The organism is Methylobacterium sp. AC433, assembly GCF_979253015.1.
Genome location: NZ_CEEDBN010000007.1, coordinates 168,583 through 181,070, shown reverse-complemented (window position 1 = coordinate 181,070; position 12,488 = coordinate 168,583). Strand labels below are relative to the sequence as shown.

Annotated in this window: 10 protein-coding genes; 5 read left to right on the top strand and 5 right to left on the bottom strand. The window is 66.4% G+C overall.

The window, feature by feature from the left end; translation table 11 throughout:
• Positions 1-62 precede the first annotated feature (62 nt).
• On the bottom strand, positions 63-1,976 hold the full coding sequence (dnaK, locus tag AC0IWM_RS12870) for a molecular chaperone DnaK (RefSeq protein WP_471755626.1): 1,914 nt from the start codon (positions 1,974-1,976) through the stop codon (positions 63-65).
• A gap of 440 nt (positions 1,977-2,416) precedes the next feature.
• On the opposite strand from dnaK, the gene AC0IWM_RS12865 reads away from it, so the two are divergent.
• Positions 2,417-3,388: a hypothetical protein gene (locus AC0IWM_RS12865; protein ID WP_471755512.1), complete on the top strand. Its 972-nt coding sequence runs from the start codon at positions 2,417-2,419 to the stop codon at positions 3,386-3,388.
• A gap of 10 nt (positions 3,389-3,398) precedes the next feature.
• Here AC0IWM_RS12865 and AC0IWM_RS12860 read toward each other — a convergent pair whose 3' ends face one another.
• Complete coding sequence (locus AC0IWM_RS12860) at positions 3,399-4,007, bottom strand: YqgE/AlgH family protein (RefSeq protein WP_471755510.1); 609 nt, start codon at positions 4,005-4,007, stop codon at positions 3,399-3,401.
• Positions 4,008-4,224: 217 nt separating this feature from the next.
• On the opposite strand from AC0IWM_RS12860, the gene AC0IWM_RS12855 reads away from it, so the two are divergent.
• Complete coding sequence (locus AC0IWM_RS12855; protein ID WP_471755508.1) at positions 4,225-4,707, top strand: redoxin family protein; 483 nt, start codon at positions 4,225-4,227, stop codon at positions 4,705-4,707.
• Between the two features lie 102 nt (positions 4,708-4,809).
• On the opposite strand, the gene thrB is transcribed toward AC0IWM_RS12855, so the two are convergent.
• The 3 genes from thrB to AC0IWM_RS12840 all read right to left on the bottom strand — a co-directional run bounded on the left by thrB (position 4,810) and on the right by AC0IWM_RS12840 (position 8,443).
• Positions 4,810-5,790: a homoserine kinase gene (gene thrB, locus AC0IWM_RS12850; RefSeq protein WP_471755506.1), complete on the bottom strand. Its 981-nt coding sequence runs from the start codon at positions 5,788-5,790 to the stop codon at positions 4,810-4,812.
• Between the two features lie 90 nt (positions 5,791-5,880).
• The gene (gene ispH, locus AC0IWM_RS12845; RefSeq protein WP_447676056.1) at positions 5,881-6,882 is read right to left on the bottom strand and encodes a 4-hydroxy-3-methylbut-2-enyl diphosphate reductase; all 1,002 of its coding nucleotides are present in this window, start codon (positions 6,880-6,882) and stop codon (positions 5,881-5,883) included.
• Between the two features lie 136 nt (positions 6,883-7,018).
• On the bottom strand, positions 7,019-8,443 hold the full coding sequence (locus AC0IWM_RS12840) for an aminotransferase-like domain-containing protein (RefSeq protein WP_471755504.1): 1,425 nt from the start codon (positions 8,441-8,443) through the stop codon (positions 7,019-7,021).
• A gap of 119 nt (positions 8,444-8,562) precedes the next feature.
• Between AC0IWM_RS12840 and AC0IWM_RS12835 the strand changes: the two genes are divergently transcribed.
• The 3 genes from AC0IWM_RS12835 (at position 8,563) to AC0IWM_RS12825 (ending at position 12,424) form a co-directional block, all read left to right on the top strand.
• Positions 8,563-8,892, top strand: coding sequence for a DUF1127 domain-containing protein (locus AC0IWM_RS12835; protein ID WP_471755502.1), 330 nt, complete (start codon positions 8,563-8,565; stop codon positions 8,890-8,892).
• Between the two features lie 189 nt (positions 8,893-9,081).
• On the top strand, positions 9,082-10,995 hold the full coding sequence (locus tag AC0IWM_RS12830; RefSeq protein WP_471755500.1) for a monovalent cation:proton antiporter-2 (CPA2) family protein: 1,914 nt from the start codon (positions 9,082-9,084) through the stop codon (positions 10,993-10,995).
• A complete protein-coding gene (locus AC0IWM_RS12825) occupies positions 10,988-12,424 on the top strand; it encodes an MATE family efflux transporter (RefSeq protein WP_471755498.1) in 1,437 nt (478 codons plus the stop codon). The genes AC0IWM_RS12830 and AC0IWM_RS12825 overlap by 8 nt, the downstream gene beginning before the upstream one ends.
• Positions 12,425-12,488 lie beyond the last annotated feature (64 nt).

Sequence of the window (12,488 nt, the reverse complement as noted above, 5' to 3'; positions counted from 1 at the left end):
ATGGCGCCAGCCGGACATAGCACGGGGCCGGATCGCTCCGGCCCCGTCCTCAGATGCAGGCGTTATGCCCGCTTCTTCTGGTCCTTGTCATCGACTTCCTGGAAATCGGCGTCGATAACATCGTCCTTCTTCGCCTCGCCAGCACCGGCTTCGGCGCCCGCCTCACCGGCCTGATTGGCGGCGTACATCGCCTCACCGAGCTTCATCGAGGCCTGCATCACGTCAGTAGTGCGTGCCTTGATGACCTCCACGTCGTCTCCGTCAAGGGCCGTGCGGAGTGCCGTGATCGCGGTCTCGATGGCGCCCTTGTCGTCGGCCGAGACCTTGTCACCGTACTCCTTGACCGACTTCTCAGTGGCGTGGATCAGGCTTTCGCCCTGGTTCTTCACCTCGACGAGATCACGCCGCTTCTTGTCCGCCTCGGCATTCGCCTCGGCGTCCTTGACCATCCGCTCGATGTCGGCATCCGACAAGCCGCCGGAAGCCTGGATGCGGATCTGGTGCTCCTTGTTCGTCGCCTTGTCCTTGGCCGTCACGTTCACGATACCGTTGGCGTCGATGTCGAAAGTCACCTCGATCTGCGGCATGCCTCGCGGGGCCGGCGGAATGCCCATTAGGTCGAATTGACCGAGCAGCTTGTTGTCGGCCGCCATTTCGCGCTCACCCTGGAAGACCCGGATGGTGACCGCGTTCTGGTTGTCTTCCGCCGTCGAGAAGGTCTGGGACTTCTTCGTCGGGATCGTGGTGTTGCGATCGATCAGCCGGGTGAATACGCCGCCCAGCGTCTCGATGCCGAGCGAGAGCGGGGTCACGTCGAGGAGCAGTACGTCCTTGACGTCGCCCTGGAGCACGCCGGCCTGGACCGCTGCGCCGATGGCAACGACCTCATCCGGGTTGACGCCCTTGTGGGGCTCCTTGCCGAAGAAGGACTTCACGACTTCCTGGATCTTCGGCATGCGGATCATGCCGCCGACCAGAACCACCTCATCGATCTCGGAAGCCGAGACGCCGGCGTCCTTGAGCGCCTTGCGGCAAGGCTCGATCGTGCGCTGAACCAGATCGTCCACCAGGGATTCGAACTTGGCACGGCTGAGCTTGAGCGCGAGATGCTTCGGGCCCGTTGCATCGGCCGTGATGTACGGCAGGTTAATCTCGGTCTGCGTCGCCGAGGACAGCTCGATCTTTGCCTTCTCAGCGGCCTCTTTGAGGCGCTGGAGAGCAAGCTTGTCCTTCGTCAGGTCGATACCCTGCTCGCGCTTGAACTCGCTCGTCAGGTACTCGACCACGCGGTTGTCGAAGTCCTCGCCGCCGAGGAAGGTGTCGCCATTGGTGGACTTCACCTCGAACACGCCGTCGCCGATCTCGAGGATCGAGACGTCGAAGGTGCCGCCGCCGAGGTCGTAGACCGCGATGGTGCCGGCCTTCTTCTTGTCGAGGCCATAGGCGAGCGCGGCCGCGGTCGGCTCGTTGATGATGCGCAGCACTTCGAGGCCGGCGATCTTGCCGGCATCCTTGGTTGCTTGGCGCTGAGCGTCATTGAAGTAGGCGGGTACCGTGATGACCGCCTGCGTCACCGGCTGGCCGAGATGCGCCTCGGCCGTCTCCTTCATCTTCTGCAGAGTGAAGGCGGAGATCTGGGAGGGGGAATATTTCTTACCGTCAGCCTCGACCCAGGCATCGCCGTTGTCGCCACGGACGATCTTGTAGGGGACGAGACCCTTGTCCTTCTGCGTCATCGGATCGTCGTAGGTGCGACCGACGAGACGCTTGATCGCGAAGAAGGTGCGCTCTGGGTTCGTGACCGCCTGACGCTTGGCCGGCTGGCCGACGAGACGCTCGCCTTCGTCGGTGAACGCGACGATGGACGGCGTGGTGCGCGCGCCTTCCGAATTCTCGACGACCTTGGGCTGCGTGCCTTCCATGACGGCCACGCAGGAATTGGTGGTGCCGAGGTCGATACCGATTACCTTACCCATGGTGGGATCCCTCTGTTGTCGTTTGGTCAAGCAGACCGCCGAGCCCCGAAGCAGCTCGGCCCATGGCTGTACAAAACTGATTGTGTGAGAACGGGTTTGGGCACCGGTTCGCACCCCGGAACGGTGCAGAGCCGGGTCTTAATCCCGCGTCTCGGCCGATATAAGAAGGGTGTCGCGACGCCGCAAGGCGATGCACCGCGACGAGGTGCATCGGAACCGTTCGATCTGCGTTATCCCCTTCATCGGCCTGGGCTTCGGGCGACCTTCGGACGTCCTAAGGGCCGTTCGCTTGCCCATGGAGCTGGCATCGCTCACCGAAGCCTGATCGATGATAACCACCATCGCCGCCGTGGCAGGTTGGTTCGCACATGGTAAGTCGTGTGTGAACGTGCTTGGCTGCGCATCCCGCCGCCTCCACGGAAATGGGCCCGAAAGTCTCGATGCGTCTGATCCGCGTACTCCTTCTCCTGCCAGTGCTGGCATCAGTCCCGCACCCGGCCTGTGCGCAATCGTTTTTCGAGGAATTGTTCGGGATCGGGCGGGCGGCCAGGCCGCCCGTGCCACCGCGTGGGGTTCCTAGCGCTCCGCCCGCTCAGGTGCCAGGTGCGCCGATTGACGCCGCCCCGCCGTCCACCGTCGAGGCGCCCAGGGCGCCACCGGTTCCGCGACAGCCCGTTGTTCTGAAGGCTCCGTCCGAGGACAACGTGATGGGGCAGGAATTGCTTCTCAACGGGCTCAACGGCAGCCTGAAGCTGGAGCGCGCGGGCACTGGAGCCACGGCGCGCATCGTGCTGCCGGGGAACAAGATTTCGCAGCCGGTGGAGACCTGCAAGGTGCCGCTGAACGCCGGCTCGCCGCTGCCTCTCTCGTCGGAAGGGCGACCCGAGGGCGTAGGCCGGTTCGAGGTTTCGGGGGGCGAGTGTCCCCTGAGACTCGATGTGCTCGAGGGGGCCGTTCTGGTGCAGTCGCTCTCCGGTCCCGTTTGCACCTTCGCGGCAGCCGATTGTGCGACGACACCGACCGGCCTCTGGGGACCGGCCGCCGCGACACTCATCCCACGGGCCGGCGAGTTCGAGGCCTCACGGGGGGGCGCCGACCGTGCAGTGCGCGAGAACTACAAGCTGATGAGCCAGCGCCTGCGCGGTCCGGAACTCCGCCCCGTCGTGACCGAGCAGGCGGCCTTCTCCTCCGATCGCGAGCAGATGTGCCGAACCTATGCCCGCGAGGGCGCGCACGGGTTTTGCAACCTGCGCTTCACCGAGGCGCGGGCCCTCGCTCTCGCCACCCGCCTCGGTGTCAACACCAGCACCGCGGCACCGAGCGCCTCGGCGGCCCCGCCGCGCCCGCGACGCAAACCGCCGGTCGAAGGCATGAACCCGGATTCAGGTAGCATGCCTTTCGCCGATCAATAGCCATGAATCCTCAGCCGTGGCCGGCGCTGACCGAGAGCATCGCCAGGTCGATGCCGTTGTTGCGCAGCGTGCGATCGTACTTGGCGTCGAGGGCGGTGTGGAAGATCATGTCGGGGTCGGCTGGGCAGACCAGCCAGCCGTTGGCCAGGATCTCGTTCTCCAGCTGGCCCGCCTGCCAGCCGGCATAGCCAAGGGCCAGGACCGCGCTGGCCGGTCCTTCTCCCGCCGCGATCGCCCGGAGGATGTCCACCGTCGCCGTGAGGCAGATTCCATCGTCGATGATCAGCGTGGACTGATCGATGTGGAAGTCGTCGGTGTGGAGCACGAAGCCGCGCTTCGCGTCCACCGGACCGCCCATCAGCACCGGCATATGACCTACGCGCTCGCGCAGCCGGATCGCGTCGGTCTCGCTCGCGATGTCGAGCTGAATCAGCAGATCGGGCATGTTCAGGTCAGAGACGGCTTTGTTGAGGATGATCCCCATCGCCCCATCGGCGGAGTGCGCGCACAGATAGATCACCGACCGGGCGAAGCGCGAATCCGTCATGCCCGGCATCGCCACGAGGAACTGACCGTCGAGATAGGCGGGGTCACCCGCACGGGCCTGTGAACACTGCATCCACCCATGCTACGCGGGCAGGCCGCATTGTCCAGGGCACGGCACGGCATCGGATCGATATCCATTGCTTTGCGACGATCGAACCTCGACAGGCTAACCCCCGCGAGCTAGACGGTTTTCCGTGTGTCGGAACGTCGTGCCGGCAGCGCGCAACGATGTGACAAGGACCGAGACGCCGCTGGTGCGGATGCCTCGACGATCTTCAAGGAGACGACGGATGACCATTCAGGTTGGCGACCACCTCCCCCAGGTCACGTTTCGCGTGAGTGGGGCGGACGGTCCGGAAGCCAAGACCACCGACGACCTGTTCAAGGGCCGCCGCGTCGTTCTCGTCGGCGTGCCCGGTGCATTCACGCCGAGCTGTCATCGCAATCACCTGCCTGGTTTCGTGGAGAAGCAGGCCGAGATCAAGGCGCGGGGCGTCGACGCCATCGCGATCACTTCGGTCAACGACGTGTTCGTGCTGGATGCGTGGCAGAAGGCGAGCGGCGCCGAGGCACTCGAGTTCCTTGCCGACGGCAATGCCGAATTCGCCAAGGCCGTCGGCCTCGATATGGACGGCGCCGGCTTCGGCCTCGGCACCCGTTCGAAGCGCTATGCCATGCTCGTGGAGGACGGTGTCGTGCGCGTTCTCAACGTAGAAGACTCTCCGGCCAAGACGGAGCTTTCCGGCGCTGAGGCGCTCCTCAAGGTCATCTGACCATTCGCCGGCGGATGCTGCATATCTGTCGGCATTCAGCCGCACCATCCGGGATGCCGGAAGGCAGGCCGGGAGGGATCGCCGATCGATAAGCGGAGACAGTCAGGAACGCCGGTCCGAGACGGCCCGGCCGTAGTCTCGAGCATCGGTCGCGCTGCGATGGAATGTCAGCCGGCGGTCATATTCCAGCGGATCCTTAGGCTGGACCAAGGCGCCGGCCGGCACGTTGAGCCAGTCGACAAGTCGGGTCAGCATGAAGCGGAGGGCCGCTCCCCGGCACAGGATCGGCAGTGCCGAGACCTCCGCCGGAACGAGAGGTCGGATTGCCTCGTAGCCGGCGATTAGGGCCGCCCCCATGTCGCGGTGGAACGTGCCGTCGGCCTCGAAGCACCAAGCATTGAGACAGATCGCCAAGTCGTACGCGAACGCGTCGGTACAGGCGAAATAGAAGTCGATCAGCCCCGACAATTCATCGCCGATGAAGAATACGTTGTCGGTGAAGAGGTCGGCGTGGATCACGCCAGATGGCAGGCCAGTCGGCCAGGAGGCCTGCAGGACGGCGAGATCGGCGAGGACCCGGTCGGTGAGTCCAAGTGATACGGTGTCCGCTTGGGGTTCCGCGAGGCGGAACAGCGGTTCCCAGGCATCTACCGACAGGTTGTTGGCCCGTTGCATGCCAAAATCTGCGCCAGCGGCGTGCAGGCCGGCAAGGGCGCGGCCGAGTGCGCGGCAATGATCCAGGCCGGGCCGCTTCACCGAGACGCCATCGAGGAAGGTGACGATGACCGCGGGCCGCCCGCAGAGCTCTCCGAGCGCCACGCCCGCGCGGTCACGGATTGGCTGCGGGCAGGCGAGTCCCCGCGCGGCGAGGTGCTCCATCAGGTTGAGGAAGAACGGCAGGTCGTCGGCCCGGACCCGCTTCTCGTAGAGCGTGAGGATGAACGAGCCACCCGTGGTGTGGAGGTAGAAGTTGGTGTTCTCCACACCTTCGGCAATGCCCTTGTAGGAGAGCAGCATGCCGATGTCGTAGGCGGACAGAAAGGCGGTCAGCGCCGCGTCGGGGACCTCGGTGTAGACAGCCACGTCACGTTCGCTTGAATTTTCGGGGACGAAATGGACAGGGGCGCCGAACGGCGCCCCTGCTGACGATTAGTGTTCCTGAAGGCCTCACGCCTATTCGGCGGCCTCGCTGCGCAGTTCGCGCGGCAGCGGGAAGGACATGTCCTCGACCACCGTCGAGACCGTGTCCACCGTCACGGTGTAGCGAGCCGCGAAGGCATCGATGATTTCTTCCACCAGCACTTCCGGAGCGGACGCGCCAGCCGTGAGGCCGAGCTTGCGGATGCCTTCGAAGGCGGGCCAGTCGATCTCCTCGGCGCGGAGCACCAGACGGGTGATCGGACAGCCAACGCGCTCGGCGACTTCGCGCAGGCGCTGCGAGTTCGAAGAATTCGAGGAGCCGACGACGATGACCGCGTCGACGAGCGGCGCCACCTGCTTCACCGCCTCCTGGCGGTTGGTGGTGGCGTAGCAGATGTCGTCCTTGTGCGGACCGGTGATGGTCGGGAACTTCTTCTTCAGCGCCTCGACAATGTGGTGCGTGTCGTCAACCGACAGGGTCGTCTGCGTCACCCAGGCAAGGTTGTCGCGGTTCTCCGGCTCCAGGGCAGCGATCTGCTCCAGATCCTCGACCAGGGTGATCGAGCCCTTCGGCAACTGACCCATGGTGCCGACCACCTCGGGGTGCCCGGAATGGCCGACGAGCAGCACGTGGCGACCGCGCTTGTGGTGAATCTCCGCCTCGCGGTGGACTTTGGTCACCAGCGGGCATGTGGCGTCGATAGTGGTGAGGCCGCGGGAATCCGCGTTGTGCGGCACGGTTTTGGCGACGCCGTGAGCCGAGAAGATCACCGGAGCGGAGCCGTCCGGAACCTCGTCGAGCTCGCGCACGAACACGGCACCCTTCCGCTTCAGGCTCTCGACCACGTACTTGTTGTGGACGATCTCATGCCGAACGTAGACCGGGGGTCCGTAGATGGCGAGGGCACGCTCGACTACATCGATTGCCCGCACGACACCGGCACAGAACCCGCGCGGTGCACAGAGCAGGATCTCCAGGGGCGGCTTGACCGCATCGCCGGGGGCGGGGGAAGTCGTCAGATTCGCGTCGCTCATGATAGCCGGGATGTGGCGAGGCGGGGACGCCCCTGTCAACCTGTCATAGCGGAAAACTCCTGCGCGGGCACCCACGGTCCGATGAAAGCGGGTCCGCGTGGCGCGCAGGACCCGGAAAGTCCCCTGGAAATTAGCCTCAGGCCGCTTGGGTGGACGTTGCCGCCGCGCATTCGTCGAGGGAAGCCTCCAGCATGGGGATCATGCGCGGGTCGGCACACTGGGCCACGTTGAAGCGCAGGAAACTGTTGCCGAGCGATGATGGGCTGAAGGCGCCCCCCGGGGCGAGAACGAGCCCGCGCGCGAGGGCGTGACGGGCGACGTCCGCCGAATCTGCACCGACGGGCAAGCGCATCCAGAGGAAGAATCCGCCGGACGGCTCCAGCCAGGCACTCAGTCCGCATCCCTCCAGCCGCCGCAGGGCCGGCGCCATCGCCCGCCCCAGTTTCTCTCGCACTTCCGAGAGGTGCCGACGGTAGGTCCCGTCGGTGAGAAGGCCGTGCATGAGGCTCGCCGACAGGTAGCTGTTGCCCAGGCTCATGGCGAGCTTGAGGTCGATGAGGGGCTCCATCCAATCCTCGCGCAGCGCGATGTACCCGCAGCGGACGGCCGCCGAGAGCGTCTTCGAGAAGCTGCCGATCTGAATCACGCGCTCCAGCCCGTCAAAGCCCGCGAGCCGCGGGGACGGTTCACCTTCAAAATCGCCGAAGATGTCGTCCTCGATGATGAGGGTGTCATGCACTTCGGCCAGCTTCAGGATGCGGTGCGCGATAGCCGGTGCCAGTGTCGATCCCGTCGGGTTTTGGAGCGCAGAATTGATGACGTAGAAGCGCGGCCGGTGCTCGGCCAGCAAAGTCGCGAGAGCATTGAGGTCCGGGCCGTTCGGTGTCATCGGAACGCCGACGATACGCGCGCGCTGTGCGCGAAGCAGGCCGTGGTAGTTGAAGTAACAGGGGTCATCCACCAGCACGGTGTCGCCCGGTTCGAGAAGAAACCGGCAGAGCAAGTCGAGGGCCTGCGTCGCGGAGTCGACCAGGACGACCTGATCGGCCCCGGCCTCGACCCCCCTCTCCGCCAACCGACGGGCGATCTGCGCGCGCAGCGGCGGGAAGCCGAGGGGTTGGTCGTGCGAGACGAGGTTTGTCTCCGAGCCGCGTGCGAGTTGGCGCAGTCCGCGCCGGATCGCGTCATCGGGCATCCAGGAGGGCGGCAGCCAGCCGGAGCCAGGCATCACCAGGTCGGGGCCGGCCTGCATGGACTGGCGCGTGATCCAGAGCGGGTCCACCGCCCGATCGAGTTGCGGGCCCACCGTTTTGAGGCAGAGCGGACGCGTCTTACCCGCCACGTAGAAACCCGAGCCTCGTCGCGCCACGATGGCACCCTCCGCACCCAATCGATCGTAGGCGTCAACCACCGTCGATTTCGACACGCCCATCGCCGCCGCGAAGGCGCGGACGGAAGGCAGGCGAGCGCCCGGCATCAGCTGGCGGCTCGCGATCCGCTCCGTGATCGCTGCCGCGACAGTCTCGACCAAAGTGGACGCGGACAGGGGTGAGGCCTTCATCTGTCCTGCTCCTCGTACCGGACAATTCGGTCATATCGTACTGGATTGTCCCTGTCTCGACCAGAAGCCTGCCCGCATGGTTCCGACATCGACACGCGCATCAGGAAAGGACGCGCATCATGGACGGCTTCACCACTCCTCCCGTTGCATCCGTCGCTCATGGTAGGACCTCGACCACCCTGGCGTCGGTCAAGGCATGGTTGCTGGGTGGGGCGGCCGCCGCCGCCGCCGGGATGTCGCGCACCGCAATCAATCGCCGGGTCGTCCGGCAATTGTCGGTGATGTCGGACCGCGAACTCCGGGACATCGGCCTCGTCCGTCAGGACGTGCTCGATTCCGAGATCTTGCTCTTGGAAGGCGATGCTTCGAGCTTCCTGGTAGGGCGCCGAGACGAGCGCCGGGCCGGCCGCCGGGTTCCGCGTGGTCAGTGGCCGCCGCGACGCGCCTGAGACAGAGTCTGGGAAAGTGCCGATTCGCACCGCGGGAGGCTTGCATGGGTGTTTGCGAGAGCCTGCCCCGTCACCACGGACGTGACGGCTGGTCTCCCGCTGGTTAAGACGGGGCCGCTGGCACGCTTGGATCGCTCCGAACGGATCCGGCCTCCGCCGCCTTGGATTCCCATCCAACCTCGGATTTTCATGGCAAGCGCCGCGACCCACGTCAGCTTCCTTCCCCCCGTGCTGACGTTCCTGTCGGCGGCGGTGATCGGCGTGCCGATCTTCCGCCTCGTCGGACAGAGTGCCGTTCTCGGCTACCTCGTGGCCGGCGTGGTGATCGGGCCCTTCGGCTTCTCGCTGATCGCGGAGCCTGAAACGGCCGCGAGTGTCGCCGAACTCGGTGTCGTACTGCTGCTCTTCATCGTCGGTCTCGAACTGCAGATTTCCCGGCTCGTCTCGATGCGAAGGGACATTTTCGGTCTCGGCACCGCCCAGCTGATCGTCTGCTCGGCGGCCCTGGCGGGGGTCGGCATCCTCATGGGCGCCAAGCCCTCGGCGAGTCTCGTCATCGGCATCGCGCTGGCGCTCTCGGCCACCGCCGTCGCCCTTCAGTTGCTGGAGGAGCGCGGTGACATGGGAACGCCCTATGGCGGGCGGGCCTTCGCGGTGCTGCTGTTCCAGGACATCTCCGTCGTCGCCATCCTGGCGCTGATGCCCTTGGTCGCCTCGTCCGGCACGGGCGGTGGCGACGGCTGGCTCCTCTCGGCCCTGCAATCCACCGGCACCGTCGGCGCGGCGATCCTGGCCGTGGTGCTGGTCGGGCGCTACGGCCTCAACCCCTTCTTCGGTCTGCTGGCGGCCAGCGGCGCCCGCGAGGTCATGACGGCGGCCGCTCTCCTCGTGGTGCTCGGCACTGCGATGCTGATGGAGCATGTCGGCCTGTCGATGGCGATGGGGGCGTTCCTGGCCGGCGTACTGCTGGCCGAATCCAACTTCCGCCATCAGCTCGAAGCCGATATCGAGCCGTTCCGCGGCATGCTGCTCGGCCTCTTCTTCATGAGCGTGGGCATGTCGATCGACGGCGGCCTGCTCAAGGCCGAATGGCCCACCCTGCTCGGTGCGACGGCCGGCGCGATCCTGCTGAAGGTCGCCCTCGTGGCCGGCCTGTTTCGCCTGTTCGGCTCACCCTGGCTCGACGCGGTGCGGGGCGGCGCCATCCTGGCGCCGGCCGGCGAATTCGCCTTCGTGCTGCTGCCGGCAGGGGGAGAACTCGGCCTCGTCGACCCGGCCAGCACCCGCTTTGCGGTGGCGCTCGCGGCGCTGACCATGCTTGTCGGTCCGGTGGCGGCGAAGGCTCTCGATGCCGTGCTCGCCAGGCGCCCGGAAGGCCCCGAAGCGATGCCGGAAGCCATCGAGAGTACCGAGGCCCGCGTCCTGGTCATCGGCTTCGGTCGCTTCGGCCAGATCCTCACGCAGGTGCTTCTCGCCGAGGGCATCAGCGTCACGGTGATCGACAAGGACGTCGAGCAGATCCGCAGCGCCGCGCGCTTCGGGTTTCGTATCTATTACGGTGACGGCACCCGCCTCGACGTGCTGCGTGCCGCCGGAATTGGGCGGGCCGAACTCGTCTGCGTCTGTGTCGACGACTCCGAGGCCGCGCTCAAGATCGTCGATATCGTGCACGAGGAATTCGGAAGCGTGCGCACCTATGTGCGGGCCTATGACCGGATGCACGCTGTCGAACTCATGAATCGGGACGTCGACTTCCAGCTGCGCGAGACGGTGGAATCCGCCCTCGCCTTCGGGCGTGCCACCCTGGAAGGCCTCGGCCTCGGCGCCGAGGCGGCCGCCGCGACCGCCGAGGACGTACGCAAGCGCGACGTCGCCCGGCTCGTGCTGCAGCAGGCGGGGGCGCTTCCGGACGCGATGACCTGGGCGCGCGGCCTCAACGAGATAAAGCCGGAGCCGTTGACCGAGCCGAAGAGGCCCTCGCGCGCGCTCAACGCCGAGACCCGCGACATCATCGGATCCCAGCGGAGAGAGGCCGCCACCCGGACCCTGGAGCGCCAGGACGCGCAGAACGACGAGCACCAGGATGCCCGCACGGATGCCTGAGACGACATCCGGTTCGGCGCGGTTCGTCGAGGGCTCGATCCTGCGTCACGTGGTGACGATGAGCGCCACCGGCTCGGTCGGGCTGATGGCAATCTTCGTCGTCGACTTTCTGTCCCTGCTCTACGTCTCCAAGCTCGGCAATCCAACGCTGACAGCGGCCGTGGGCTTTGCCACCATCGTCCAGTTCTTTGCTATCGCCATCAATATCGGCCTGATGATCGCGGCCGGGGCGCTGGTCTCGCGGGCGATCGGGGCCGGTGACGCGGAGGGAGCCCGGCGCCTCGCTACCTCGGGCACCATCCAGGGCATCGTCGTCTCCGGTCTCCTCGTCTTGGTGATGCTCCCGTTCCTGCCCACCTTCCTCGGTTGGATCGGCGCCGATGCCGAGACCCTGCCGGTGGCGACCCGCTTCCTCTGGATCACCCTGCCCTCCAACCTGCTGATGGGACCGGGGATGATGTTCTCCGGCCTGCTGCGCGCGGTCGGGGCCGCCCGTCAGGCCATGTACGTCACCCTCGGCGGCGCTATCGTCACTGCCGGTCTCGATCCGCTGCTGATCTTCGGCGCCGGCCTCGGTGTCGACGGAGCGGCCATCACCACCTGCCTTGCCCGGGCCACCTTCGCGGTCATCGGCCTATGGGGCGTGCGCCAGCATCGCATGCTCGCTCGCCCGAACCTCACCGACGTCATCGCCGACGCGCCCATCGTCATGCGGATCGCCCTGCCGGCGGTGCTGACGAACCTCGCCCCATCGGTGGCAAGTGCGTTCATCGCTCATGCGCTGGCGCAATTCGGCGCCGTGGCGGTGGCCGGCAACGTCGTGGTCGACCGCCTCACTCCCGTGGCCTTCGGTGGCCTCTTCGCCATGTCGGGCTCGATCGGCCCGATCCTCGGCCAGAACTGGGGGGCGGCCCGCTTCGACCGGATGCGCGGCGTCTTGCGCGACGGCACCCTGGTGACCGCCGCCTACGTGCTGGTCGTCTGGGTCGCGCTGATCCTAGGGGCCGGTCCCCTGACCCGTCTCTTCGCCCTCGAGGGCGTCGCGGCGGACCTGTTCGGGTTCTTCTGTATGGTCAGCGGAGGCGTCTGGTTCTTCACCGGGCTCCTGTTCCTGGCCAACGCCTCGTTCAACAACCTCGGATTCCCGTTCTACTCCACTGCCCTGAACTGGGGGCGTGCCACCCTCGGCACCGTGCCGCCGGCCCTGATCGGCGCGCATTTCTACGGTCCGAAGGGTGTCATTGCTGGGGTTGGCTTCGGTTCCGTCCTCTTCGGCCTCGTCGGTATCACCCTCGCCTTCCGCACGGTGGTCACCCTCGAGCGGCGCGCCGGTACCGCAGCCCGCCAACTCGACGCCGCGGAGCCGCCCAATCCCGGCACGGATGCCGCGCGGGCTGCCGCACCGGCGCAATCGGGGGCGCTGGTCTGAACGCCGCCACCCGCGACTTCTCCGAGAACAACGCCTCAGGACCGTGCCGAAGCCGTTCCTTTCG

What these genes read in the sequence shown, in the direction of transcription:
- AC0IWM_RS12830 (WP_471755500.1), top strand. Translation starts at nt 9,082, where the DNA reads ATGGCAAGCGCCGCGACCCACGTCAGCTTCCTTCCCCCCGTGCTGACG.
- ispH (WP_447676056.1), bottom strand. Translation starts at nt 6,882, where the DNA reads ATGAGCGACGCGAATCTGACGACTTCCCCCGCCCCCGGCGATGCGGTC.
- AC0IWM_RS12855 (WP_471755508.1), top strand. Translation starts at nt 4,225, where the DNA reads ATGACCATTCAGGTTGGCGACCACCTCCCCCAGGTCACGTTTCGCGTG.
- AC0IWM_RS12840 (WP_471755504.1), bottom strand. Translation starts at nt 8,443, where the DNA reads ATGAAGGCCTCACCCCTGTCCGCGTCCACTTTGGTCGAGACTGTCGCG.
- dnaK (WP_471755626.1), bottom strand. Translation starts at nt 1,976, where the DNA reads ATGGGTAAGGTAATCGGTATCGACCTCGGCACCACCAATTCCTGCGTG.
- AC0IWM_RS12865 (WP_471755512.1), top strand. Translation starts at nt 2,417, where the DNA reads ATGCGTCTGATCCGCGTACTCCTTCTCCTGCCAGTGCTGGCATCAGTC.
- AC0IWM_RS12835 (WP_471755502.1), top strand. Translation starts at nt 8,563, where the DNA reads ATGGACGGCTTCACCACTCCTCCCGTTGCATCCGTCGCTCATGGTAGG.
- AC0IWM_RS12860 (WP_471755510.1), bottom strand. Translation starts at nt 4,007, where the DNA reads ATGCAGTGTTCACAGGCCCGTGCGGGTGACCCCGCCTATCTCGACGGT.
- AC0IWM_RS12825 (WP_471755498.1), top strand. Translation starts at nt 10,988, where the DNA reads ATGCCTGAGACGACATCCGGTTCGGCGCGGTTCGTCGAGGGCTCGATC.